Genomic DNA, 25,847 nt, shown 5'->3' with positions numbered 1-25,847 from the left:
AAGACGATCACCGACCCGTACCGGCGGTGAGGCCCAGCCCCGGGACCTGCCCGGGGAGGGCCGACACGATCCGACCACCGGCCCTAACATGAACCCCCATGGATCATCGGGTGGCGCGTCGGGTCGGACGGGTCGGCGCCCTGATCTCCGCCCTACTGGGTCTGCTCTGCGCTGGACTGCCCTGGGCCCTGCTCCACTCCACGGAAACCGTTCCCGGGTACGACATCTCCATGGCCTCGTGGGGGCTGATGGGTGGCCGTCACCCCTACCTGCAAGTTCAACTGGACACCGCCTTCGGTTTCCTGGCGACGGCTCCGTTCGCCGCCGCTACCTGTGGTGTCCGAGGAGGCTGCGGCCGATACGTCGCTGCCGTGGCGATGTCGTTGCCCGCCCTCCTCTTCGGATTCGTCGCGTACCTGGGCATCATCCACGACGATCCGCACAACGCGGAACGTGAGCAGGCCCAGCAGGTCGCGGCCGTGATCTTCGCGGCGCTGGCCCTGGCCTTCCTGGCAGCGACGATCGCGCTGCTTCGCCGGGCGTACCACCTGCACAACCTCCTCGCGGCCGGCATCCTGGTGGCGATCGGGGTGCGCCACCTGGTGACGGTGGCCCTCGTGGCGATGGCACCGGGCGAGGGCGCCGACCTGGTGGCCGGGGCCTGGCTGCCAGGGGTCGGCACGCTCCTGGCCGGTGGGTTCGCGGCGCTGGCCGCGACCGGGACAGCACGGGCGCTCGCCCCCGATCCACAGCGGGACGACTCGATCCTGTCGCTCGGCCGGCTGGCCGGCGGCTCCTCGGCGGCGGCGTGGGACGACGGCCGGGCGATCTCGCTGATGAGACAGTGCGGGCTCGTCGGAGTGGTGATGCTCGGGCTCGCCGCGCTGGTAGGGCTCGTGATCAGCACCACCCCGGCCCGCGTACCGAGCGGCCCCGGTTTCCCCAGCGGGGTCCCCGGGCCACCGGGTCAGCCGCCCCCGCCTCCGCCGCCACCCGCCCCGCCGATGGGCGCACCCCGATGACCCCCCGGGATCCGACACGGGTGCGGGCCCTGTGGAGGTGCGTCCTCGTCGCCACGGCGATGTCCGGCTCCTACGCCCCGGCTCTGCTCATCGACCTCCTGCGGCCCAGGGCGAGCGCTGACGACCCGGCTCTGGGGCTCTTCTCACCCTTCATGCCGACGGTGCCGAAGGTGGCATTCTGGGCGGTGCTCTGCGGCTGGGCGGTGGCGGCGATCGCGGCGGCGGCCACTGCGGCGGTGCCCGCCCTCCGCCCGGGGCGGACCCCGATCGGGCAACTCACGGTCCTCGGCACCCTGGTGATGTCGCTGGCCGTCTGGCCGGTCCACGTCATGGCGACCAACCTGCCGGAACTCCTCCTTGTCGTTCCCACCACGGCGGCGGGGTTGTGGTTCGCCCACCGGTCGCAGCGGCATCACCGCATGCCGGGCCGTCTCCTGCTCGGGGCCTTCGCCTGGGGGGCACTGCCCGCGATCGGCCTCGCCGGGGCGATGAACACCCTCTACCTGGACTACGCCCCCGCCTACCTTCAGGAGGCCGGCAACCTCCTGTACCTGCACAACCGGGTTTACGCCGGTGCGGCGTTCCACGCCGGATTCGTCGAGGAGGCGGCGAAGGGTGCCGGAGTGGCGATCGCACTGCTGTTGTTCCGGCGGCACACCGCCGGGATGGTGTCGGGAATCGCCCTCGGAGCTGCCGTCGGGTTGGGCTTCAACTTCACCGAGTCGATCGAGTACCTGAGCTCGGCCACCGGCTCCGCCGCCGGCTTCCAGCACTGGATGCGGCAGACCGTCGGACTGATGGCCGCACACACCGCGTTCAGCGCCGTACTCGGGGCAGGTCTCGGCCTCGCCTCCCAGATGGATCGGACCCGGGGCCGGGCGTTCGTCGTCACCTGCGGGTTCCTCGCGGCCGCCGGCTCGCACGCCGCCAGCAACGTCGTCTTCCGCTGGTACGGCCAGATCGGTGCCGACCTGGTCGGGGCCGGCCCGGCCGTCGACACGGTCCTGATGTCGCCGGTGGTGCTGATCCTGGTGCAGGGACCATGCGTACTCATGGTCGCCCTGTTGCTGCGGCACGGACTTCGTGAACAGGCCGAGGGCATCGCGGACGTCCTGCTCGCGGAGGCCCGTTCCGGCACCGGCACCGTCACACCGGTCGAGGTACCGATGCTGATCGTCCCGGCCCGCCGCTTCTGGCTCCGGGTGACCCTCCTGCGCAGGGCCGGACGAGATGCATACCGGGCCGTCGTGGCCGTCCAGCGCGCGCAGCTCACGCTCGCGACCCACCAGTGGCTGTCCTCGCAGGGCCGCGTCCCGCCCGACCCGGCGGAGGAGCACCGACTGCGGGTACGGATCCTCCGCCGGCGCACCCGTCAGGCCGAGCTGCTCTCCGCGGTGGGGGTGACAGGTCGATGAGTTCGATCAGCCGTCTTCTCGTTCTCCTATCCACTGTCGCTGTCACAGTGCTCGTCCAACCGACGGCTGCCTGGGCGGCCTGCAGCGTCTCCTACCAACCGGCTGTCGACCCCGGGAACGGATGCTCCGGCACGGCGGCGACCACCGCCGCCCTCACCGTCTGGACCACCGCGATGATCGCCGTGGCGGCGAGCGCGGCCCACGCCTACCGCTCGGGGGCGAAGTCGGCCCAGGAACTGGAGGAGATTCTCGAAGCCCTCGCCCAGCACCCCTTCGCCGTCCGGCTGGTGTTGCAGGCATCCGGAGACGCGAGCGCTCCCCCGATGTCCACCAGCAGCGGCACGAAGCTGCCGTGGGATCAATCTCTGACTGGTGTTCCCGGCGGATCGCCCACCGGTCCACGTACCAGGATCCTGCCGGATGCCAACGAGGTGAACCGCCGGTCGCTGGAACTGGAGAACCAGTGCGCCGACCTGCTCGCCGGCAAGGGCTATCAGGTGCACCAGAACCCGACCAGACAGCAGGTCGCGCAGGCGCGCCTCCACACCGGTGACACCGGCGATCCCGGCAAGGAGCCCGACTACCTGATCGAAGGACACGTCTTCGACTGCTACTCCCCCACCTCGCTCAAGAATGTACGAGGGGTCTGGAAAGAAGCCGTCAAGAAGTTCGAAAAGGGACAGACCCAACGTGTGGTGATCGACCTGCACGACTGGCTGGGCGACCTCACCGCCCTGCAGAGGCAGTTCGACGACTGGCCCGTCCCCGGAATGAGGGAAGTCGCTGCGGTGACCCGAGAGGGTGCGATCATCCAGATCGTGCCGCGACGAGGAGAACAGACACGATGAGCATCTGGTACCGGCTGACTCTGGCAGGCGACATCCCCCTCCGCCAGGTGGCAGACCTCGCCGCCCCGCACGCCTGCGAAACCACCTTCCCGCCCGACGGCGGCGTTCTCACCTCCGACCTCTACGACGAGTGCGGCTACCTGGTCAGCATCACCTCCGGTGACAACGGCTACTACGACGCCGAAGACGACGACGGCACCCAGTGGGAATGGGAGCCCGAGCGGTACGTCGACATCGACTTCGACATGAGCAAGGACGATCGCGCGGACGGCGGGGAACTGAACGTGGTGACCACAGTCGCCCGCGTGCTCGCCGCCCGCCCCGAGGACGCAGCGTTGGTCCTCAACGGCAACTGGGTCCTCCTCACCCGCGTCGCCGGGCAGGTCCGCCAGCACAGGCCGCAGTGGTGGGAGACGTACGGCCTCGGTCACCTCGTCCCTCACTAGCCCGATCCGTGGCGTGGTCGGCGGGGAGGCGGTAGTCCGACCGATGGGGCGTACGTCGGGATGTGGGTGACCGCTGACGGCCACATCCGGCAGACACTGCTGCCGAACGGCCGACACGACGAGGCCCGGGGTGACCGGGAGAGCGTCTACACGGGTTCCTACCGGATCGTCGGGACCCGGATCGAGTAGGTCGGCGCACCGGCGAACGACGGAGCACCGGTGAGAACGACAGTGCCACAGCCGCCCGGCCTGCGCGATGTCGCCAGCCGCATCGGAGTGCTCCGACCCCCAGTTGAATGTCGTGTCGGCACGGTCGACTTTCGTCCATGATGGACCTGAGGATGACACGTGACACGGGCGACCGACGTCGACGTGCGTGGTGCGGGCAGTGGTGGCCGACTCGGAGGTGCGATGACCTATCGGTTCGTGACGGAGCGACTCGACTACTCCGACCTGGCCGGCGGGGCGGTGCTGCGTTCGGCACCGGGCCATCCGGGCTTTCCCGTCCGCCTCGCATCGGAGGTGTTCCTCCGCGCATGGCACACCCTGGGACGGCCCCGGTCTCTGACCGTGTGGGACCCCTGCTGCGGCAGCGGGTACCTGCTGACCGTGCTGGGCCTGCTGCATCGGGACAAGATCGCGGGGCTCGTCGCCTCGGACATCGCCGACGGCCCGCTCCGGCTCGCACGAGCCAACCTCGCCCTCCTGACCGCCGAGGGCATGCAGAAGCGGACAGCCGAGCTGGAGGACATGTCTCGCCGGTTCGGCCGACCCTCCTACACGCAGTCCGCCGAAGCCGCACGGCGTCTGCAGGAAGTGCTGGCCCGCAGCGGCGGGGACCTCGGCCACGTCGTCGGACAGGCCGACGCCCTCGACCGCCAGCAGGTCACCGACCTGTTGACCGACATGCCGCCGCCGAATCTCGTGTTGACCGACATGCCGTACGGCGAACAGACCTCATGGCTGGGCCCGCACCAGGAGAACAGCATCCCCGGACTGCTGGGGACGCTCGCGTCGGCGCTACCCCCCGACACCATGATCGCGTTGACGACCCGAGGGCGCCGCGTCGGGCTGCCAGAAGGTGTCCGGGCTACCGCCCGGTTCAGGATCGGAACGCGGGCGACAGCCCTCGTTCGCCTCAAGGATCTTCAACCTGCGGTGGTCGGTGCACCCGAACGGTAACGCCACTCGGCCCGCGCCCCACCCACAGGAGCCGGTCCCGGCACACGAGGTGTGTCACTCGGCGGCGAGTTGCTGCGCCTCGAAGAGCTCGTCGCCGTACCTGATGCTCCATTCGGCGAGTGCGCGCATCGGCCCGTCGGTGAAGGTCCGGCCGAGGGGCGTCAACGCGTAGTCGACCCGAGGAGGTACGGCGGGGTACGACCGCCGTTCGGCCAGGCCGTTGGCGACGAGCCGGTGCAGCGCCTCGGTGAGGGCCTTGTCGCTGATGCCCCCGATCTTCGCTCGAAGCGTACGGCGACGACACGGGCCTGCGGTGAGAGCGGCCAGCACCACCGGATCCCAGACGTGCGTCAACAGATCCGTTCCCATTCGTAGGCGGCAGTCCGCCACGAAATCCGCGCAGCCGCCCTCCGTCTCCCGGGACATCCCGACATCGTGTCACGCCCGACGCGCACCGGGTGGTGCGTGACGCACCGATAGGTGCACGTCGACGTCCCTACGGTCTGACTCCATGCGTATCGGAATTCTCGGCACCGGAACCCTCGCCACGGCCCTCGCCACCGCCTGGACCCGGGCCGGACACGACATCGGCATCGGCGGCCGTTCGGCAGAGCGAACGCAGGCCTCGGCGAGAGCGTCCGGCGCGCAGCCCCGGCGGCTACCAGAGGTCGCCGTGGACGCCGACGCCGTCCTGCTCTGTGTGCACTGGGAGGGCGTCGCCGACATCCTCACGGCAGCCGGTGGCCCAGCCGGATCGCTCACCGGCATACCGCTGATCGATCCGACGAACGCCGTCGACCACGGCGTCGGTGTGCTGCGGACGGAACCCGGACGGGCGGTCGCGCAGCACGTCGCCGCACTCGCCCCCGGCGCTCACGTGGTCAAGGCGCTGCACCTGTTCCCGTCGACGCGGTGGACGACGCCCGCCCCGTCACCGGTGACCGTCGCGATGTGCGGGGACGACCCGCGAGCACTGGAGATCGTCGGCTCGCTCGTACGCGACCTCGGGGGTGTTCCGGCGGTGGTCGGCGGCCTGGACCGTGCGCGCCAACTGGAGGAGGTGGCCGGGTTCGTCATCGCGCTCGCGTTCGCCGGCGTCGATCCGCAGTCGGCGATCCCCGCCGTGCCGTCCTCTCCCCCGGACGGCAGCACTGCCCGGCCGACGTGATCCGGGTACGACTCGCAGCCCCGGACGACCCAGGGCCGGACCGGTCCGGACATCCGAGGCCGTCAGGGTGCCGCCGAACTACCGTTCGGCCTGGTGCCGTTGGTAGTGGCGGGCGACGCGGGCCCGGTTGCCGCAGGACGGTTTGCACCACTGTTGGCGCGCGTGGTCCTGGAGGAAGTAGCGCACGCAGCGTGGTGCCGGGCAGGCGCGGAGCCGTTGCCGGTCGGGGCCGGCGAGGAAGTCGGCGGCGGCGCGGGCCAGCGCCGCGGTGAGCCGGGTCCGTAGCGGCGCCGGGGGCGGGTGCCGGGTGAGGGTGGGTGCCGCGTCGTCGGGCCAGTGCAGTCGTGGGCTGGTGGGTAGCGCTCCGGCGGCGTCGTTGAGGTGTCGTACCGCGTCAGCCGGGGTGAGCAGTGACGAGTGGTCGGCCCGGCTGGGTGGGGCCGGCGCGACCGCGCGGGCCAGGAGGGTGCGTACGGCGCGGCGCAGCGCCACCACGTCGAGCCGGGTCTGTTCGTCGGGCAGGTCGGTGGGGGGTGCGAGGTCGTCGTCGTGGCGGCGCAGCGGTTCGGCCTGCTCGGACAGCCAGCGGGCGAGCCCTGGGGTGTCGGCGAGGTCGTCGGTCACGCCGCCGTCGCCGTCGTGCCGGATGGTGCCGGCCAGGGCGAGCGTGAGCTGGCTGGACATGGGTCTCCCGTCGTGGTGTCGGTTGTGGATCTCCAGGATGCCAGTGTAGCTTCCCTAATGCTCAAGTCGGCTAGTTCCATTAGGGGGAATCGTGCTGACCATCGCCCACCTCAGCGACACCCACCTCGACCACCACCCGCGCTCAGCGGAGCGGACCACCCGGGTCATGGACTACCTGCACCACCTGGCCCGCCCGGTCGACGCCATCCTGATCACCGGGGACATCGCCGACCACGGGCAGGTGTCCGAGTACGAACTCGCCGCCGAACTCTTCGCCTCCCCACACCCGGTGCTGGTCTGCCCCGGCAACCACGACGTGCGCGACGCGTACCGCAGAGGGCTTCTGGGCGAGACCGGCGGCGGTGACCGCCCGATCAACAGCCGCCACGACCTCGCCGGCACCACCTTCCTGCTCGCCGACTCCAGCGTCCCGGGGCGCGCCGACGGGCACCTGGACGAGGAGACGATGACCTGGCTTGGCGACCAGCTCGCCTCCACGGCGGCCGACGTACCCGTCTTCGTCGCCTTCCACCACCCGCCGGTCGCCCTGCACCACCCGGTCATCGACGACTCCCGGCTGCTCCCCGCCGACCCGCTCGCCGACCTGGTCGCCGACCACCCGCAGGTCGTCGCCGTGCTGACCGGCCACTTCCACACCGCCGCCGCGAGCACCTTCGCCGGCCGTCCCCTGCGCATAGCGCCGGGCGTGGTCTCCACCCTGCGGATGCCGTGGGAGGGCGACGGGCCGCTCACCGACAGGCAGCAGCCACCCGGCGTCGCCTTCCACGTGTACGACGACGCGGGGCTGCTCACCACCCACTACCGTGTGGTGGTCTGACCGGGGTCGGCGCGCCAGGCGTCCGCTCCGCACTGAAGTGAGCACCACCGTCCGGTCGGTCGCCCGACCCGGAAGGAGAGGGACAGGCAGAATGCGGAGCGTGCGCGATGCCACCGACCCCCTCCGGCCGCCGACCCACCGCGCGGCCCGCACCGTGACCGAGGTCTTCGCGCCCGCGCTGTTGGCTGCGGCGATGCCGATCGTCATCGGCTTCCACAGCACCTCACCGTCTCGCGTGGGCCTCGCCTGGGGACTCGTCGGCGCCCTGTTCTGCAGCGTCGTCCCGAACACCCTGATCTGGTGGGGGGTACGCCGGGGCCACCTCACCGACCACCACATCCGGGTACGCGCCCAGCGTAGGACGCCGCTGATGTTCGGCCTGGTCTCCGTCCTGGTCGGGCTGGCCCTGATGGTCGGCCTCGACGCCCCGGGACCCGTCACCGCGATCGTCGTCGTGATGTTCGCACTCGGCCTGGCGGTGACCGCCGTGAACCTCGTGTGGAAACTCAGCATCCACGCGGCGGTCGCCGCCGGCTCGGCCGGCATCCTCGTGATCGAATTCGGCCCCGTGCTCCTCGCGTCGCTGCCCGTCGTGGCGCTCGTCGGCTGGTCGCGCGTCCGCCTACGTGAGCACACCCTCGGCCAGGTGATCGCCGGCACCGTCGTCGGCGGGCCGGTCGCCGTGGCGGCCTTCCTCGCCCTGCGGTGACCCCATTCCGGGTGGGCGGCCCGGCTCGATCACCGGCCGGGGCCGGTCACCGTTGCGGAACACGGCCGCCGACGCCCGGTCGGTGGGGCCGAGGCCACACCGTGGAGTGATGTCGGAGTTTTGGCGAAAAGTCAGGACGGGCGGCTGCCGACAATGTCGGCCCGCGACGCCTCGGGCGTGTCGGACTGTCGACGTCCTACGGTCCTCTGGTGCCCCCGGACGTCGGGGCTCCCCCACCGGCCCGAACTGCGACGGGACCGTCGTCGGACCACTCGCCCCGACGGCGTACCGGCGGGTGTGACAGGTAGCCGTACTCACCTCCGGGAGGTACCGCCATGCCGACAACGGACCACTCCACCCAGTCACCCGGAGACTCCGAACCAGCAGCGCAGGACTCCGTGCTGCCGGAGCTGCGGGAGATGTGGTGGGAGACCGGGGTACGGGCCCGGGCACAGGCCGGCCTGTTCGCCGTCTTCTCCGAGCTGCCCCGCCTGGTCTGGGCCGCCCTCACCGTGAGCTGGCGCGCCGACCGGATCCGTACCTCGGTCGTGGCGGCGACCACTGTGGGAGCGGGGGTGATGTCAGCGTTCGGGCTCCTCGCCGCCCAACGGGTCCTTGTCGAACTGTTCGCCGGTGGACCCACCCCCGACAAGGTGGTCGCCGCCCTCCCCGCCCTCGCCGCCCTCGCCGCGGTGACCATGTTGCGCGCCGGAATGGCCACCGCCATGGGGTACGCGCAGAACGGGCTCAGCCCGAAGGTCGACTGCGAGGTCGAACGCCGACTGTTCGAGGTGACCACCGCCGTACGGCTGGAAGCGTTCGACGCCGACGCCTTCGCCGACGACATGGAACGGGCCTCCCGTGGCGCGGACTCCACCACCGGACTCGTCCAGTCCTCGATGAACCTGCTCGCCGGGGTCGCCGGGGTCCTCGCCATCGCCGTCGCCGTCGTCGTCATCCACCCGCTGCTGCTGCTCGCCCTGCTCGTCGCCACCGTCCCCAACGCGTGGGCGTCGCTGCGGGCCGGGCACCTGCGCTACCAGACCTACGCCGCCGGATCCGTCCGACGCCGCCGCCTGTGGCTGCTGCACCGGCTGATGGCCGAACGCGACTCCGCCCCCGAACTGCGCACCTACGGGCTGCGCGGGTTCCTCCTCGACCAGTACGACCGGGTCATGGGCGTCGAAACCCGCATCCAACTCACCCTCGCCCGCAGGGTCACCACGACCACCACCGTCGGCGCGATGATCGGCGGGACCGCCACCGCCGTCGTCTACGTCCTGCTCGGCCTGCTGCTCATCGACGGTCAGATCCCTCTCGCCGCCGCCGCGACCTGCGTGATCGCCGTCCAGTCCGCCCAACGCTCGCTGTCCCTGATCACCTTCCAGGTCGACCGCGTCTACACCGAGGGCCAACACTTCCGCGACTACACCGGGTTCATGACCCGCGCCGCCGACTACCTTCCCCACCCCCACACCACCGACCACGACACCCACCCGCAGCGGCTACGGCAGATCACAGTCGACGCGGTCAGCCTCCGCTACCCCGACCGCGACACCCCCGCCGTCGACCACGTCACCCTCACCATCGAAGCCGGACAGACCGTCGCGTTCGTCGGCGAGAACGGCTCCGGGAAGTCCACCCTCGCCACCATGATCTCGACCCTGCGTACCCCCACCAGCGGCACGATCCGCTACAACGGTCGTCCCCTGACCGACTGGAACACCGACGACCTCCGTAACCGCATCGGAGTCGTCACGCAGGAATACCACAAGTGGCCCTTCACCGCCGCCACGAACATCGCCATCGGCGACGTCACCACCACCCCCGCCCGACACGACATCGAAGCCGCCGCCGCCCGCGCTGTCGCCCACGACATGATCACGGACCTCCCCCACGGCTACGAGACCCTCCTCGATCGCACCTTCGCCGGCGGCCAGGACCTCTCCGGTGGCCAGTGGCAACGCATCACCGCCGCCCGGGGCTTCCTCCGCGACGCGGACCTCCTCGTCATGGACGAACCGTCCTCCGCCCTGGACCCCCGCGCCGAGGACGCCCTCTTCCAGGCCATCCGCGACCGCCGCGGACACGGCATCACCATCCTCATCACCCACCGGCTCGCCAACGTCCGGCACGCCGACCGCATCTACGTCCTCGACCACGGTCGCCTCGTCGAATCCGGCACCCACGACGACCTCGTCGCCGCCGCAGGCCGGTACGCGGACCTGTTCGCCCTCCAGGCCGCCGGCTACCACGCCTCCCCACCCACCACCGCCCCACCACCGCGCCAGACCACACCCGCCTGACCCGGCATGTCGTCGGACGTACCGATCCGCTGTCGGTTGTGCGTACGCCCCCGCATCCCTGCCCAGGTGGCGTCGTCACGGGCCGGCTCAGGGTCGGTAATGCGACTTGCGGGAACGCGAATGTGCCTCCACCGGGTGTACTGAACGCCCGCGTGCCTGCTGACGGAGGAGGGCATGGATGCGGCGATGGTGGCGTTCGCTGAAACCCGCCGAGCAGGTGGCGGCGCTCGGCGTGCTGGCTACGCTGGTCGTGGGTGTCGCGGCGGCCGTGCCGACGTACCTCGTGAAGAACGAACAGAACGGACCGGGTTCCGACCCGCAGGTCAGTCACGCGTCACCTCCTGCCCCGACGCCACCTCCGCCGGACACACCGACTCCACCGGGGACACCGAGCAGCCCGCCCGAGACCCCGCCGTCGACGACGAACCCGCCGGAACCCACGACACCGCCAGGGCCCACGACCCGGCCACCGCCCACGACGCCACCGGAGCCCCCGACGCCGCCGGTGCGATTCGCGATCACCAGTCCGAAGGTGGTGCCGAACTGCTCGGACGTCTCCGGCACCGGAACCGAGCCGGCCGGTGGGCGAACAGCGGTGGTCTTCGTGCGCGTGGCCGGTCACTCGGACTACTTCTACGAACAGCCACTCCACTTCGACCCCGCCGACACCTGGCGGGCGAGCCGCGTCGTCGTCGGCGACTCCACGTCAGCGGGACAGAACTTCGAACTGCACGTCTACGTCGTCAGCGACGAGTACGCGCAGGAACTCGCGAAGCACGACGGAATGCCCTACTCGGTACGCAACGTGCCCGGCGAGCGGCTGGCCTGGACCTCCGTGCAGCGCAACGACAAGCTCGGCAACTGCTGACCCACGACCGAGCACCGACGACCTGTCGCACCGTAGGCGAACGCGCCTCGCCTGCCGCTGTCACGTCGAATCCGTCGAGCCGATCACCGCAGGGCAGATGACGTCCCATCAGGTGCACCTGGTGCGCTGCAACGCGACCAGCCACCCCGCAACCCTCGAAGGGACTGCGGGGTGGCTGCAACGTCAGGTGACGCTATCGCTCTGATCGCTTACTGCCACCGCCGAGGTGCGGCTTTTCACGATCACTGGGGCGCTTGATGCTCGAGTAAGTGGCCCAGGGAAGCAATGCGGTAGAACCGAGGAACAGACTCACATCAAGATCGAGGATTCCCGCCACCCAGAGCAAGGGCGAAAGAGCCCAGAGCGTAAATCCCACACCTGCCAGAATCCAACCGGTTCTCATCACCTTCACGCCCTCGTCACTTGTACAGGAAACATACGCCCTCTACTGTCCAACCGGCCCAGCTCGCCCTTCCGGCTACCCGCGCGCCTCGCCATCCCCACTTTTTCGCCGCCGCCGCGTAGCCTCCAGCCCCACCTGCCCAGCCCCAGGACGGGCCGCTGGTGTAAGCACGGCAGGCACGTTTGACGCTACGGTTCATGGAGCGACCGACCCTGGCATGGTGGCTGTTACGTCCGCAGTTGCCGCCTGATGTTCCGGACCAGCAGTTGCGATTCGCTCGATAGGTGCCACTCGAGAAGCGCACGGCATTTCGAGTGGTACGTACCGCGCGTTGCCCCTTGTTGTAGGCCCGGCAGGCCCACCTGGCCCACCTCGAGCATCTCCGCTTGCCGTCCAAATCGGTCGCATTGATCGGATCGGCACAGGTGTACTCGTATGCGTTGCAGCTTCCCCCATAGATCGGGTCGACCTGGAGAAAACGACCCAGGGCCGGGTTGTACAGGCGCACACCCATCAGGATGATGTTGCCCAGCGCCTCGCTGGAACGCTGCTTACCTCCCAGCCACCCGTAGCGCTGATTGGATTGCGCCGCCGTCGGCATGCCGAACTCGTCGTAATCGAACAACTCCGGTTCGGCCATGGCCACATCTATGGTAACCGCCACATCGCCGTGCAGGTTCGTCAACTGGAGGATGACATCGCCGGTTGCTGATGTCGTCGCAGCGAGATCACCGTCCGGGCCGCACACGTTACGAGTGATGCTACCGGTTGAGCCATCGCCGACCCACGCCACCTCGTCTGAGTCATCACCGTAGTGGTTCACCTTGTTCATCGCGTCACCCCACTCGTCGTCCACCAGCATTTCCGTGGTTGACGACCGGAAGCGAAGCGCAGGGTCCAGAGTCCACGTTTGGCGCGAGTCACCGAACTGCTGCCGCTGCGCCAAGTCGTTGGCAAAGTAGGAGTTACTCAGCCCTCCTGGCACGCCTCTGGTACGGCCGAAGGCATCATAGACGTATCCAGAGTCGGTCACGCGGTCGGCAGTGTCGTAGTCGGCCTCCACGTGCTCGGCGGCGGTGTCCTCTTGGCACTCGCCGCCCTCACCCGGGGAGTAGGACCACACGTCGCTCCGGTTGTAGCGGTCGTCGTAGCGATAGGTGCGGGTGACGCATCCCTCGGTCAGGGCGGTGTCGTGTTGCGTGCGGGTCAGGCGACCCAGTCGGTCGTACCGATGGTGTTTACTACCGCCGGTGTACGTATGGTTCACCCACTGGCTTGCAGTGTTCTCCACCACCGATTCAGAGTAGATGACTTCGCCGTCGGAGTCGCGGGTGTAGGTCCGCTCCACCGGCTGCAGATTCGCATCCAACCGATCTCTACGGGTCAATCCGCCGGGGTAGGTCGCCTCGGTCAACTGTCCGTCTGGCGAGTACCTGGCGGTGAAGGCTCCAGCAACACTATCGGTGACGCTGGTCAGCAGGCCGCGCGGCTCGATCGCCCTGTCGTAGGCGTAGGTCTTGTGCCCGGTGGGGTCAGATACCTTCACCTGGTTGCCGAAGCGGTCGAACTCCGTCACCGTCGTCGCACCGTCTGCATCGGTGTACGACACTGACCGGCCGAGGTTGTCGTACTGCTGGCTGATGGTGCCGGTTCCCATGGTGGTGCTGTTGACCTGGCCGTTCTCCGGGTCGTAGGTGGTCGTGATCGCGCCGACCGCTGCTCCTTCGTCGGAGACGATCGCGTTGCTGGTCATCCGGCCGGCCGTGTCGTGGGCGGTGGTGGTGGTTCGGGTTTTGCCGGCCGCGGTTTCGGTCACGACGGCTTCCTGCGCGTAGCGGTTGTAGGCGGTGACCCGACGGACCGGCAACCGGGTGGCCATCCTGGCCGGATCGTGCCCGGTGACCGCCCCTGCTGCCTGAGTGAGGCATGGCTGCCCAGCCCACTCCGGCCGGTTGCCACAGGCACTGTCCGTACCGTTCGCCCCTGCCGTGTAGTAGATGGTCTCTCGTGCCTTCGCGTCGCTTCCCGTCGAGCCGACCTCCAGCAGCTTGATCACCCGCCCCGCGGCATCGTGCACAGTGTGGGAGGTGAGGTTCCCACCGCCGGTGACGGCGTCAACCGTCTGACTGGTGGCCTTCTTCAGCGTCCATCCGGACACTCCGCCGTACTCGGCGTCGTAGCCGGTCTTGTTGACCCGCACATCGGTGTCGGGGTAGCCATCTACCTGCACGCCCTTGGCCTCCCGGGTCAGCAGGTGGTAGGCGGCACCGTCGGGCTTGCCCTCATCGTAGGCCTTGACAGTTCGTGCTCGGCCGATGACCGTGGCGCCGGCGGGGACGGCTTCCAGCGGCCCGCTGTCGTCCGGATCGTCGAGGGGATTCTCCAGCACCAGGGTCGAGGTCGGCCCGACGGTTTCGAGTAGGTCGATGCCGTTGGTGCTGTAGGTGTTGACGGTGGACAGGGCAAGTGCCCGACTGGCTGTGTCGGATCCCGCCAGGCCCAGCTCGGCGAGATGGGTGTCGGCGTCGGGCAGGGTACCGAGCGCCAGTGCCCGGTCGGTCGCCTCCAGCCTACGAACGACGTTGCCGAAGCGGTCGTACTCCTGGGTGTCGATGTGGCCGCCGGCGGTGGCGGTGTTGACCTCCTTGCCACCGGCCGAAAGGTAGTGGACGGTGGCGTACCGGTAGCCGTTGGTGCCAGGTGCCGCCGGGGTGGCGCTGTTGCGGCCGGGGTCGTCCTCCGGGCCGAACACCGCCGTGGCATCGGTGGGCAGGTCGACCTGGCCCCAGGCGGATATGGCGGTGTGGTTGAGGTTGTAGGGGCCGCCGGTCAGCTGGGTGAGTGGGACGTTGTAGACGACGTTGGTGGCGACCTCCCCGTCGGTGTCGGTCTTGGAGCCCTGTTGCAGCGCAGCGCGGCGCACGCGGAGCAGCCGGCCGGCGTTCTCGTCGCCCGCGAGGTCGGTGACCTGGTCGTCGGTGAGGGCCTTGCCGTAGATACGGACGTCGTCGATCTCGCCGTCCCAGATGTTGGCGGCGGCACCGGCCCACTTACCGCGACCGATCACGTAGCCGCCGGTGGCGTTCCAGCCGCCGACCGCGGCGGTGGTGTTCTGCAGGACTCCGTCGACGTAGAGCTTCATCCGGCCACTGGCGGTGTCGTAGACGCCGGTCAGGTGAGTCCACCGGCCGGCCGTTGGTGCGGTGTTGGAGGTTGCCCGGATGGGGCTCGCGCTGTCGCTGTCGGCGCTGACACGGGAGAACGCCCACCGGTCGTCGGCGGCGATGTAGTTGAGGAAGAAGCCGCTGGTACGGGATCCGTCCTTGGACAGGACGGTGCGGTTGGCCGTCTTGGTCTTCAGGCGTACCCGGGCCGAGACGGTGTAGGAGGCGGTGTTGGACAGCGCAGAGCCGGCCACACCCACCTGCTGACCCGACCCGCCAGTGAAGACGGCGGCCCGGTCGGCGGAGTTGTCGGGGTCGTTGCCCTGACCCCAGGTCACGCCACCGGCCATCGTGCCGTTGCGGTCACTCCCGGAGGAGTCGGCCACGGCGGTCCCGGTGCCGGCGTCGAGGTCCCAGCGGAGAGCCGCCGAGTCGACGTCGGGGTTGCCATGGTCGGCGTGCCACGGCAGCTCACCCGCCGGGGTGATTTTGACGACGCGGCCCTCGACGTACTCGTAGGCCGTCTTCAACGCCGGTGCAACGCGCGGGTCCCAGACCTCACGGAGTTGGCCGAGTTCGTCGTAGGCGTAGCGGGCGATGTGGGTGGCGGTCATCGCGGAGGTGTCGGGGTCCCAGGCCCACAGTCTCACGCCGATGACCCGGTCGGTGTGGTCGCCGAAGACGGTCTGGCTCAGCCCCGGGGTGGTCGTGGTGGCGTACTCGTACTCCAACACCTCACAGCCGCGTTTCGGGGTGGCGGTGGCGCAGTTGTCGGTGTCGTCGACGCCAGGCTCGACCGGGTTGATCACCTTCTTGAGGAGCAGCCGGTCGTTGGCGGTGTCGTAGGTGTAGCGAGTCGTGGTGTGTGCTTCCGCCGTCCACGAGGAGCTGGCCGCCCACACGTCGCCCTGCTGGCTGAACTCGGTGATCGTGCCGTCAATGTCCGACAGTCGGTACGCGCTGCTGCCCACCCGACTCAGCACCATGCCCTCCGCACCGGGCTCCGGGGTGAAGGTGGTGCCGTCGGTGTTCTTGGCGAAGGTGATCCAACCGCCGTCCATGGTGTTGACCACGGCCATGGACGGTTCGGGCAGGTCGAGAGTGGTGTAGTCGACGTCCGCCGCTCCACCGGTCGCGCCGCCGGACCATGCCGGGCCGAAGGGAGCCACGATCTCGGTGAAGGACAGGTTGTCCCAGTGGACCCGGCGGCCGGAGCCACCCTGGGCGCCGTTGTACAGGCGGAAGAACGCCTCGGTGGCACCGGCCGGCACGGTCATGGCAACCGACAGTTCCTGCCACCCGTCGGTGTAGGCGGCCATCGGGGAGACGACCTCGGTGTAGGTGCCGCCGACCCGGTGGAAGCCGACGATCCGCAGGCCCCGGTGGGTGTTCTCGGGCACGAGCCCGGTGGTGGCGGGCACGTAGATCCAGCCGGTCATCCGGTACGTCCTGCCGGCGGTCATACCCAGCCGCATCGCCCCTCCGTCGCCGCCGACCGCCACGTAGGTGTCGTTGCTTCCGGTGGCGACCGGGATGATCTCCAGCGAATCGGTCGGCGTCGTCTCGCCCTGACCGCGCGTGGTGGAGCGGACAGCCGAGGAGGTGCCCGGCACGGTGAAGCCTGTCAGGTTGGTGGAGATCTGCTGCTGGTTCGGCGTCAGCCGCTGACCCATCGGAAGGTAGCCGCCGTTGCGGTCACGTGACGACGACGTGCGGGACACCGACAGGCCCAGATCGTCGGCGTCGGTGGCGGACAGCGAGTAATCGCCGTTGAGCAGGTTCACCGAACCGGGACCGACCTCGTCACTGGCAGCATCGGCCCCATTGGAGTCGACGCGCACCTGTACCCACGGGATGGTGTACGTCGGCGTGGTGCCGCTGGTGGTGTAAAGGCGGGCCCGTACTTCCACCACGCCGCCGGTCAGGCCGAGGGTGTCGGTGGCGTTCCAGATCGCGTACCCGTCCAACGACGAAAGGGTGACCGGAGTGGCCGCGGTGGCGGTGACCGGGGCCCCGGTGGCGGAGGTCAGGTTCGCCGACGGGATCGGCAGCACCGCGCCGCCCGGTCCACGCCGATACTCGAAGTACGTCCGGGTGTAGCCGGCTACCGGGGTGGTGATCTCCAGCTTGGTGCGCTTGACGACGGTGGCGCCGGGCAGTGGTTGTGCCAACGCCGCGTTACCGGCGCTGAAAACGTAGAGGTTCGGGTCGGACAGGTTGCCCGCGGAGTCCTTCGCCTGCACAGTCAGCGTCCGTTGGCCGTCGCGCGGGCGCAGCGTCACCGACTTTGCGGCGGTGGCAGCGACCGTCGTCGCGCTCGCCTCGTAGTCGAGCTTGTACACGAAGGCGGAGAGGTCGTTCGTGCCACTCGCCGGGGTGAAGGTGAAGGTGTCCGGCTGTTCCGCACCGCCGTGCGGCTGTCCGTCGTTGAGGTAGATCGCCGCCGACACGAACGGCACGCCCGGCTTGGTGGTGTCCACGGTCAGCGTGGTCCACCCGGTCCAGGCCCCATAGGTGTGCGGGTCCTTGCCGCGGACCCGCCACTCGTACGCCGTGCCGTTGGCAAGGTTGACCGGCACCTGCCAGGAGGCGGTAGATCCATTGGTCCACGCCGGGCTACCCGACCGGAGGCCCGAGGTGGAGACAATCGCCTGGGTGCTCTTGTTGCGCACCTCGAACTCGGCCTGCAACGTCTGTCCCGCGTTGGCGTCGGTCAGTTTCGCCGACAGCGTCGGACGCAACGACGCGGTCCGTGCCCCCGCCGTACACGCGGTGTAGCAGGGGGCGACGGCTAGTGCGGACGGCGTCGCCGGGGTGCTGTTGTAGGTGATCGTCACCAGCGGCGGACGGCCGCCCTCGGCCGAGTCGAACTTCTTCCATCCCGCCGTGGCCGACTCGGAGGTGGCGCGCAGCATCACGCTCGCGCTGGACAGGTTGTTGTCGGCGCTGTGCTGCAGCGCTCCGCCGACCTCGATGTAGACGTAGCCGTCGTTGCAGCCCGAGTTGTAACCCTTGGTCTCGGTCGATGTACCGACCCTTGCCCGTGCAGTCGGCTGGTTCGTCCACCGCACCGTCGAGGTCACGGAGTCGGTGCGCCACGCCTCCCACGAGGCAGCCGTGCAGGACCAGGAATGAAAGTTCCACAGCCGCAACTTCGCCGTGATGATCCGGCTTCCGGCGAAACCGGTGGTGTTGAACCGCAGGTACGAGCGGGCGGTGAACGAGCCGCCGTCGTTGGAGTGACCAAGCCGCAGCTCGCTGGCTCCGGACTGGTCGCTGGAGAAGCTGTTTTGCACGAACGCGTCGAATGCCGGCGACAGCGAGGTCGGCGGGTCGATCGTCACCGGGAACGCCAGGTCCTCGCGGGCCAGGAAATCCGCGTCGGGCGTCAGCTCCAGGAGCGTGCGCCCCTTACCCCCGGGCTTCGTCCGTAGTGCGACCGGCGCGAGATTGAGATGCTGACCGGAGTTCGGAGACAGCTTCGCGTCCCACATCATCGGCGTTTGCGCCTGACCGACCCGCCGGCCGCGGGAGTTCTTGAGGACCAGACCACCCATACCGTCGCCTGTCGCGGTGAGCTTGCCGGTGTTCATCCGCAACGTCAGCTTGCGCACCTGCGCCAAGCCGGCGCGGTCCTTCACCACGAAGTGCTGTTCGAAGCCGCTCGCATGTGCGTGAAACACCAGGTCGACGCCGGGACGCACGTCGGGATAGGTAATCGTCCGTCCGTCGAGGACCGGCTCCGGCAGCGGACCGGACCAGGCAAGTCCGGTCTGCTCGGCACCCCGACCCAGCGAGACGACCTCGTGCTCGCCCTGGGCTTGGGCGGCACCGGCGAAACTCAGGTCACGGGCGTGCGCCTTCGGTACCACCGTCCCGTCGGTGCGACGCCTTAAGGTCAGGTCCACCGGCACCCAGGTGTTGTCACCGCGTTGCACCCGGACCGGGGCGAGGGCCTGCTCCTGGGTGAGGGTGCCGTCCGGGTTCGCGAACACCTGCACGGTCTCCGACCGCCGGTTCGCCACCTCGACCCGTTCACCGCACAAGCGCGCCGCCACCGCCGCCGACACCTCGTCCGAGCGATCCACCGGACACGACGGCGTGACCTCGGGGACCGTGACCGGCTTCGGCGCAGCCGCAGCCGGGCGACCAATTCGATCCGGGACATCCGACAGGGTAACGGCCAACGACACCGTCACCGTCAGCACTACGGCCCGTCTTAACCATCGAACGATCCCGTCGCCTGTCAACGTGACGAACACGCCACCCCGTATCCACGGTTCCTGCACGGTCAGCCTCCCTCAAGCCGGTACACACCAAAATTCAGCGCAGCCTAGAAGGATCATGAGAAAGTGATCAACGTCTTGACGAGCGACGTTGCAGCCGATAAATCCGCTGCCCATATGGGGTTCCTGACCGGCATAAGGTCGCTGACTAAACAAATGGGACGGAAGCCGCCCTCGCCGCCGACAAGATCACCCTCGGCAACGGGATCCCATCCCTCCCGCCAGCCGAGACACGGAGTTCTCCGCAGAGGATCAGGGCTGCTCACGGGGCGCGGCGGCACCGCCTGCGGGCAGCCGGACAGGATCCCCCCGACCGACCTCGCTCGTTACACTAAGCATCCGCACAGTCGCCTTAGGTGCATGGAGTTCATTTTCGGTCAAGGTTTGACAGGCATGAAAATGATCACCCGGCAGCCTGCGATCACAGGTACGTGCCGATACCGCCTCCGCCACCCCCGACGCCCGCCCAGTTGCCCACACACTGCCGGGGCAGGCCGTTCGATCCCGACCGGACTTCGACTCCTTCTGGCGCAAGGGACTGCACGCGCTGTCGCACCTCGACCAGCAGCAGCCCGCAGAGTGGATCACCGAGCAGTCGGACTCGCCATGACCGCTTACGATCAGCAGGGAGTGCTGTCCGCAGGTCAGCGCGGACCACCTCCTCCACGTCCACCCTGACTTGTGTGCCGATGGTCCCGGCGTCCGCTCTGCTGCCGTGGCCGGCGCACTCGCGTGCCACCCCGCACCCGGACGAGCCCGTGGAGATGCATGGATCTTGTGGAAGCCCCGACCGGTCTATCTCTGGCGGAATGGACGGACCGATGTCACGGATATCGGACACATCGTTCCCCACCCTGGGGGGAGGTCAGGTCAGTTCTCCAGCTGATCCGGCGCGCCAGCAGTGCGACCTACAGTCAATGCTCGCTCGCACCGTCATCACAAAGGAACGCGCATGACGTCACAAGTGGACACCGCCGCTACTGAGCAGTCCGTACCGATCGATTACGTGCCTGGGTGCCGCGGTCACGGTGTCCTCGCCGTAGGCCGTGACAACGACGGTGTCGAAGCCCTGGCGATCTGGCGGCTCAGTCCAACTGGGCTCGCCGGTGGCGCGTGGGTCGTACGCTTCAAAGATCTTGAGGGCGACCCCGATCAGCTGCGGCGAATCATGTGGACGCTGAAGGACAGATGCCTGGTCGACTGGACCGATGATGCGCCGACAAACCTTCTCGACAGGATCAGTGACCTGCTACCCACCCCCCTGGTCGCCGCGCTGCGGAACAACATTCTCACGATTCCTGAACTTCTGAACGAGATCAGCGAGCACCGGAACAGCTACGCCGAGGCGGTTGAACGGCACCGCACGGTGACGAAGACGAAGCTCGCCCCGCTCGTCTGGGCGACGGAGATGCCGGACCCGGAGGTACTCAGACAGCGGGCAGACGAACGCACTGTGGCCGCGTCGCCGGTCACTGCGGCCGCCCTGGCGCTGACCTCGGCTGTCGCCACGACGGCGCAGCTATGGCAAGACACCGAGCAGGCGCGATTTCGCCGCACCTATCTCCGGTCGCTGGGTGAGCTGCAACCGCTGCCACCGCGATGGCTGGCGCGACTGCGTGCTTGCGTCGGCAGCGTCGACATGGCACAGGTGTAGGGGGCGTCATGTACGCAGTCATCGACCTCGAAACCACCGGTCTGCGTACCAGCTGGCACGACCGCATCGTCGAGGTTGCCGTCGTGCACGTCGACGAGGCCGGTGAGATCACCGACGAATGGTGCAGCCTCGTCAACCCGGACCGAGACCTCGGCCCGCAGGTCATCCATGGCATTTCCGCCACCGAGGCGAGACGGGCGCCCCGGTTCGAGCAGCTTGCCGGCCACCTTGCCGGGTTGCTTCGCGGCCGGGTTTTGACCGCACACAACCTGCACTTCGATGTCTCTTTCCTACTCTCCGAGTACCAACGCGTAGGGATCCAGGTGCCGCTCGACCCAACGAACGGCCTGTGCACCATGCGGCTGGCTTCGCACTTCTTGCCGTCGGTCGGGCGAAGCCTGTATGACTGTTGCCGCATCGCCGGTCTGCCGCCATATCAGGCGCACTCCGCTTTGCATGACGCCCGCGCTGCCGCCCAACTGCTCGGCCACTACCTCACCGCAACCGGGAACCCACCTCCCTGGGCCCCCGCGCTCGCGGCGGCCACAACGCTCACGTGGCCACCCATACCCGTAGGGCAGGTGGCCCCGGTTCACCGTCGCGCTCCGGGAAGCCGGGAACAGCACTTCCTGGCTCGACTTGTCGATCGGCTACCTCGGCTGAACGAGCCCCAGGGCGATGCGTACCTGGACCTGCTCGACCGAGCCCTACTCGACCGGCACATCTCGGCCACCGAGGCCGACGCTCTCGTCGCCACGGCGGAGACGATCGGGCTCGCTCGCGCCGATGTCGAGCATCTGCACCGCGCTTACCTCGCCGGACTGGCACAGGTCGCCGTCGAAGACGGCATCGTGACCGCCTCCGAGCGCCACGACCTCGACCAGGTAGCCGAGCTGCTCGGTCTACAACGTTGCGACGTCGACAATGCCCTGGCGGCCGCATGCACAGGCGGCATCCCCCAGCAACGCCGCCGAGTCGACACATGGAAATTTCAGCCCGGGGACACTGTCGTCTTCACCGGCGCGATGCAGCCACCACGGTGGGAATGGGAAGAGGAAGCCAGAGCAGCAGGGCTACAGGTCGGTGACAACATCACGAAGAAGACCCGCCTCCTCGTGGCCGCCGACCCCGACACCATGTCGGGAAAAGCCAAGAAGGCTCACCAGTACGGCATTCCGATCGTGCACCCTGCCGCCTACAAACGGATGCTTTTCAACCTCGGGACACCCACCACAGCCTCATGATGGCTGGATCCTGTAGAGCGCTCGATCTCGCCAGGGTGCCGGTGCCGGTGGGCTGACCGGCGCCGGCCGAGTCAGCTCACCGGCTCGACACGCAGGTCGACCGAAAGTGCCGTACGCCGTAGAGACCGGTGGTGTAGTAGCCGGGGCGGCGGACGAACGTACTGCTGGTCGAGGGTCCCCTGCGGAGTTCGGTGAACGTGCTCTCGCTCAGACGGCGCAGTGCGGCGACCCGTGCGTCGCGCCGGGCTCCGGGGATCCCGACCGGGGACTGCGGGACGTGCATGTGCAGCCGTGGCGAGGAGTCCTGCTTGCGTCGGGGCGAGACCGGGGCCGTGGAGGCCCCCCAGGCGTTGCGGGCCTGCGTCCTCTCGTGCCGTAGTCCCATCGGTCGGCGGTACGGTTCGACAGGGATCGACGACAGGGTGTCCTGGAAGGAGACGCGGATGCGGTTGCTCGCGGGACTCTCCGCCCATCTGCTTGACGTGCCGGACGCGGTGCGGGTCGGCGACGAGACGCTGTCCGGGGAACGGCTGCTGGCCTGCGCCCGCGCCGTCGCCGACGACGTCTCCGGCACCGGGGTGGTGGCCGTGCACGCCGCTCCCACAGCGGAGACCATGGTGGCGATGGTCGGGGCGCTGCTCGCGGGCGTCGCGGTCGTGCCGCTGCCCCCCGACTCCGGCAACGCCGAGGTCGCGCACATTCTCGGCGACTCCCGGGCGTCGGTGGTCCTCGCGGCGCGCGGGACGGCGCTGCCGACGACGGTGCCGGTCGTGCCCGTCGACCTCCTCCGCCGGTCGGACACCGGACACCCCGCTCCGGCACCCGACGACCCCGCGCTGATCATGTACACGAGCGGCACGACCGGCGCGCCGAAGGGCGTACTGCTGTCGCACGCGGCGGTCGAGGCGGGCCTGGACGGCCTGGTCGACGCCTGGCAGTGGAGCCCGGACGACCATCTCGTGCAGGGGCTGCCGCTGTTCCACGTACACGGTCTGGTCCTCGGGGTGCTGGGCGTCCTGCGGGTCGGCTGCCGCCTGACCCACACCGTCCGTCCCCGGCCCGAGGCGTACGCGGCGGCCGGGGGAAGCATGTACTTCGGGGTACCGACGGTCTGGTCGCGGATCTGCGCCGACCCTGGATCAGCAGGCGCGCTGGCGGGCAGCCGCCTGCTGGTCTCCGGCAGCGCCGCGCTGCCGGTGCCGGTCTTCCACCGACTGCACGAGCTGACCGGTCACCGCCCGGTCGAGCGCTACGGGATGACGGAAACCCTGATCACGTTGAGCAGCCGCGCCGACGGCGACCGCCGACCCGGGCAGGTCGGCCTGCCGCTGCCCGGGGTCGACACCCGGGTTCTCGACGACGATGGCCGGCAGGTCACCGCCGACGGCGAGGCGGTCGGCGACCTGTGGGTACGCGGCCCGATGCTCTTCGACGGCTACCTGCACCGGCCGCAGGACACCGCCGCCCAGCGCGACGGCGACTGGTTCCGTACCGGCGATCTGGCAGCGGTCTACCCGGACGGCTGGCATCGCATCGCCGGGCGCCGCTCCACCGACCTGATCAAGAGCGGCGGTTACCGCATCGGCGCCGGCGAGGTGGAGAACGCCCTGCTCGCGCACCCTGCGGTCCGGGAGGCCGCGGTGGTCGGCACCCCGCACGACGACCTCGGTCAACAGATCACGGCGTACGTGGTGGCGGACACCGTCGACGCCGCCGATCTGATCGACTTCGTGGCACGGACCCTGTCGGCCCACAAACGTCCCCGGGAGGTCCGCTTCGTGACCGAACTCCCTCGCAATGCCATGGGAAAGGTCCAGAAGGCGCTGCTCCACTGAACCCACAGCGCGTACACCTGGTCGGGGTCACGGACCGAGCTGCCGTTCGCTGTCGATGGCGGCGGCGACCGCAGTGCCGATGCGGCGCAACGCGGCGAGTTCGTGGCCGTCGAGTTCGTCGATCAGGTACTCACGGACCGCGGTGACGTGCCCGGGTGCCGCCGCCACGACCACCCGGTGACCGGCCTCGGTCAGGATCGCGACGGTACGTCTGCCGGAGCCGGGGATCCGGGACCGCCGGAGCAGTTCACGTTTCTCCAGCCGTCCGACGACGTGCGAGAGCCGCGACAGTGACGCCGACGTCCGTGCGGCCAGTTCGCTCATCTGCAGCGTGCGTTCCGGCTCCTCGGACAGGACCGAGAGCACCATGTACTCGAAGAAGGTCAGGTCCGCCTCGCGCTGCATCCGCGCGTCCAGGGCGGCGGGCAGCCTGATCATGATCGCGGAGTTCGCCAGCCACGCTGCCAGCTCGTCGGGGTTCAGCCAGCGGGTTCCGGTATCCGGTCCGGCATCGCCCGCCGATGCGCTCGTCGTCATACCCCCACCCTAGCGCCAGTTGTTGACGTTTCAAGTTCAGGTGTGGTCAGATGTTGAAGCATCAAGTTCATGGCTTGTCGACGCCTCCCGGCCGGGCGACGCGGCGCAGGTAGTCGATCCAGGGAAGGACCACACATGAGAACCGCACGTCTGGGCAGCCTCACCGTCTCGCGCATCGGCCTCGGGGCCATGGGGATGTCGGCGTTCTACACCGGCGCGGGCCGCGACGAGGATGGATCGATACGCACCATCCAGCGCGCGTTGGACCTCGGTGCCACCCATCTGGACACCGCCGAGGTGTACGGGCCCCACGTCAACGAGGAGCTGGTGGGTAGGGCGATCCGGACCCGTCGGGACGAGGTGGTCCTGGCCACCAAGTTCGGCCTCGTCTCCCACACCGGCCGACCAGGCCCGGACAGCACACCCGCCACCGTCCGGGCAGCTGTCGACGGCTCCCTGCGGCGCCTCGGCACCGACCACATCGAGCTGTACTACCAGCACCGGGTCGACCCCGACACACCGATCGAGGAGACGGTGGGAGCACTGGGCGAACTGGTGGCCGCCGGCAAGGTACGCCACATCGGGCTGTCCGAGGCCTCCGCCACCACGATCCGCCGGGCCCACGCCGTCCACCCCCTGGCCGCCGTCCAGAGCGAGTACTCACTGTGGACCCGCGATCCCGAGGCCGAGGTCCTGCCCACCCTGCGGGAGCTGGGGATCGGCCTCGTCCCCTACTCACCGCTCGGGCACGGCTTCCTCACCGGTGACATCCGCTCGCTCGACGGCCTGGACGCCGACGACTGGCGTCGTGGCAACCCCCGGTTCACCGGCGGCAACCTCACCCGGAACCTGCGCATCGTCGACGAGGTCCGCGAGGTCGCCGACGAGGCCGGGGCGACACCCGGCCAGGTCGCGCTGGCCTGGCTCCTCGCCCAGGGCGACGACATCGCGCCCATCCCCGGCACCCGGCGCGTCCACCGGATCGAGGAGAACAGCGCCGCCGACCGCATCCGGCTCACCCCCGACCAGATCACCCGGCTGGACAACCTGACACCGGCGTCCGGCGACCGCCACGCCGAGGCCGACATGGCTGCCCTGAACCGCTGACCACGCGCCGGTCGACCCCGGCGCCCCGACCTCTTCGGCGCACAGTGGCGTAGCGAGGCACCACGATCACGGGGTTTCCAACCGAAGAGTCGGGTGGCGAACACGACTGGCTGTGACCCGTCTCCGGGTAC

19 protein-coding genes and 1 pseudogene are annotated in these 25,847 nt (G+C 69.2%); 15 read left to right on the top strand and 5 right to left on the bottom strand.

Going from position 1 to position 25,847, the window contains the following annotated elements:
• Positions 1-98 precede the first annotated feature (98 nt).
• The 6 genes from ABT336_RS02615 to ABT336_RS02590 all read left to right on the top strand — a co-directional run bounded on the left by ABT336_RS02615 (position 99) and on the right by ABT336_RS02590 (position 4,913).
• Entirely contained in the window at positions 99-1,022 is a 924-nt protein-coding gene (locus ABT336_RS02615; protein WP_350894719.1) for a hypothetical protein, read from the top strand.
• 20 nt (positions 1,023-1,042) lie between these two features.
• Positions 1,043-2,437: a PrsW family intramembrane metalloprotease gene (locus ABT336_RS02610; RefSeq protein ID WP_350894718.1), complete on the top strand. Its 1,395-nt coding sequence runs from the start codon at positions 1,043-1,045 to the stop codon at positions 2,435-2,437.
• A gap of 431 nt (positions 2,438-2,868) precedes the next feature.
• Positions 2,869-3,285: a CdiA C-terminal domain-containing protein gene (locus ABT336_RS02605; RefSeq protein WP_350894754.1), complete on the top strand. Its 417-nt coding sequence runs from the start codon at positions 2,869-2,871 to the stop codon at positions 3,283-3,285.
• Positions 3,282-3,731, top strand: coding sequence for a SitI3 family protein (locus tag ABT336_RS02600; RefSeq protein ID WP_350894717.1), 450 nt, complete (start codon positions 3,282-3,284; stop codon positions 3,729-3,731). The genes ABT336_RS02605 and ABT336_RS02600 overlap by 4 nt, the downstream gene beginning before the upstream one ends.
• A gap of 60 nt (positions 3,732-3,791) precedes the next feature.
• A complete protein-coding gene (locus tag ABT336_RS02595) occupies positions 3,792-3,920 on the top strand; it encodes an Atu4866 domain-containing protein (RefSeq protein WP_350894716.1) in 129 nt (42 codons plus the stop codon).
• 222 nt (positions 3,921-4,142) lie between these two features.
• On the top strand, positions 4,143-4,913 hold the full coding sequence (locus tag ABT336_RS02590) for an rRNA methyltransferase (protein WP_350894715.1): 771 nt from the start codon (positions 4,143-4,145) through the stop codon (positions 4,911-4,913).
• A gap of 54 nt (positions 4,914-4,967) precedes the next feature.
• Here the strand turns inward: ABT336_RS02590 and ABT336_RS02585 are convergent, their stop codons facing one another.
• Positions 4,968-5,339, bottom strand: a complete 372-nt coding sequence (locus tag ABT336_RS02585) for a winged helix-turn-helix transcriptional regulator (RefSeq protein WP_350894714.1) — start codon at positions 5,337-5,339, stop codon at positions 4,968-4,970.
• 70 nt (positions 5,340-5,409) lie between these two features.
• Between ABT336_RS02585 and ABT336_RS02580 the strand changes: the two are divergent.
• A pseudogene (locus tag ABT336_RS02580) lies at positions 5,410-6,081 on the top strand (NADPH-dependent F420 reductase); the annotation flags it as partial.
• Positions 6,082-6,159: 78 nt separating this feature from the next.
• Here ABT336_RS02580 and ABT336_RS02575 read toward each other — a convergent pair.
• The gene (locus ABT336_RS02575) at positions 6,160-6,765 is read right to left on the bottom strand and encodes a CGNR zinc finger domain-containing protein (protein ID WP_350894713.1); all 606 of its coding nucleotides are present in this window, start codon (positions 6,763-6,765) and stop codon (positions 6,160-6,162) included.
• A 91-nt stretch (positions 6,766-6,856) separates the two neighbouring features.
• Between ABT336_RS02575 and ABT336_RS02570 the strand changes: the two genes are divergently transcribed.
• From ABT336_RS02570 to ABT336_RS02555, 4 genes are all read left to right on the top strand, one after another.
• The gene (locus ABT336_RS02570; protein WP_350894712.1) at positions 6,857-7,603 is read left to right on the top strand and encodes a metallophosphoesterase; all 747 of its coding nucleotides are present in this window, start codon (positions 6,857-6,859) and stop codon (positions 7,601-7,603) included.
• Positions 7,604-7,703: 100 nt separating this feature from the next.
• A complete protein-coding gene (locus ABT336_RS02565; protein ID WP_502891085.1) occupies positions 7,704-8,312 on the top strand; it encodes a phosphoesterase PA-phosphatase in 609 nt (202 codons plus the stop codon).
• Positions 8,313-8,647: 335 nt separating this feature from the next.
• On the top strand, positions 8,648-10,618 hold the full coding sequence (locus ABT336_RS02560) for an ABC transporter ATP-binding protein (protein WP_350894710.1): 1,971 nt from the start codon (positions 8,648-8,650) through the stop codon (positions 10,616-10,618).
• A 505-nt stretch (positions 10,619-11,123) separates the two neighbouring features.
• Entirely contained in the window at positions 11,124-11,486 is a 363-nt protein-coding gene (locus tag ABT336_RS02555) for a hypothetical protein (RefSeq protein WP_350894709.1), read from the top strand.
• A 419-nt stretch (positions 11,487-11,905) separates the two neighbouring features.
• Here the strand turns inward: ABT336_RS02555 and ABT336_RS02550 are convergent, their stop codons facing one another.
• Positions 11,906-19,342, bottom strand: coding sequence for a LamG-like jellyroll fold domain-containing protein (locus ABT336_RS02550; RefSeq protein WP_350894708.1), 7,437 nt, complete (start codon positions 19,340-19,342; stop codon positions 11,906-11,908).
• A gap of 949 nt (positions 19,343-20,291) precedes the next feature.
• On the opposite strand from ABT336_RS02550, the gene ABT336_RS02545 reads away from it, so the two are divergent.
• Both ABT336_RS02545 and ABT336_RS02540 read left to right on the top strand, forming a co-directional pair.
• A complete protein-coding gene (locus tag ABT336_RS02545) occupies positions 20,292-20,993 on the top strand; it encodes a DUF6218 family protein (RefSeq protein ID WP_350894707.1) in 702 nt (233 codons plus the stop codon).
• An 8-nt stretch (positions 20,994-21,001) separates the two neighbouring features.
• Positions 21,002-22,237, top strand: a complete 1,236-nt coding sequence (locus ABT336_RS02540) for an exonuclease domain-containing protein (protein WP_350894706.1) — start codon at positions 21,002-21,004, stop codon at positions 22,235-22,237.
• A gap of 76 nt (positions 22,238-22,313) precedes the next feature.
• On the opposite strand, the gene ABT336_RS02535 is transcribed toward ABT336_RS02540, so the two are convergent.
• Positions 22,314-22,622, bottom strand: a complete 309-nt coding sequence (locus ABT336_RS02535; RefSeq protein ID WP_350894705.1) for a hypothetical protein — start codon at positions 22,620-22,622, stop codon at positions 22,314-22,316.
• A gap of 58 nt (positions 22,623-22,680) precedes the next feature.
• Here ABT336_RS02535 and ABT336_RS02530 point away from each other — a divergent pair, with 58 nt between their 5' ends.
• Positions 22,681-24,072: an acyl-CoA synthetase gene (locus ABT336_RS02530; protein WP_350894704.1), complete on the top strand. Its 1,392-nt coding sequence runs from the start codon at positions 22,681-22,683 to the stop codon at positions 24,070-24,072.
• Positions 24,073-24,099: 27 nt separating this feature from the next.
• Here the strand turns inward: ABT336_RS02530 and ABT336_RS02525 are convergent, their stop codons facing one another.
• Positions 24,100-24,609 (bottom strand): MarR family winged helix-turn-helix transcriptional regulator, encoded by a 510-nt coding sequence (locus ABT336_RS02525; RefSeq protein WP_350894703.1) that lies wholly within the window; start codon positions 24,607-24,609, stop codon positions 24,100-24,102.
• A gap of 135 nt (positions 24,610-24,744) precedes the next feature.
• Here ABT336_RS02525 and ABT336_RS02520 point away from each other — a divergent pair, with 135 nt between their 5' ends.
• A complete protein-coding gene (locus ABT336_RS02520; protein WP_350894702.1) occupies positions 24,745-25,716 on the top strand; it encodes an aldo/keto reductase in 972 nt (323 codons plus the stop codon).
• Positions 25,717-25,847 lie beyond the last annotated feature (131 nt).

It is taken from the genome of Micromonospora sp. NPDC000207, from assembly GCF_040300925.1.
In the GTDB taxonomy this organism is placed as follows: Bacteria; Actinomycetota; Actinomycetes; order Mycobacteriales; family Micromonosporaceae; genus Micromonospora.
The sequence above is the reverse complement of the archived record's forward strand: the minus strand, read 5'-3'. Positions and strand labels throughout refer to the sequence as shown.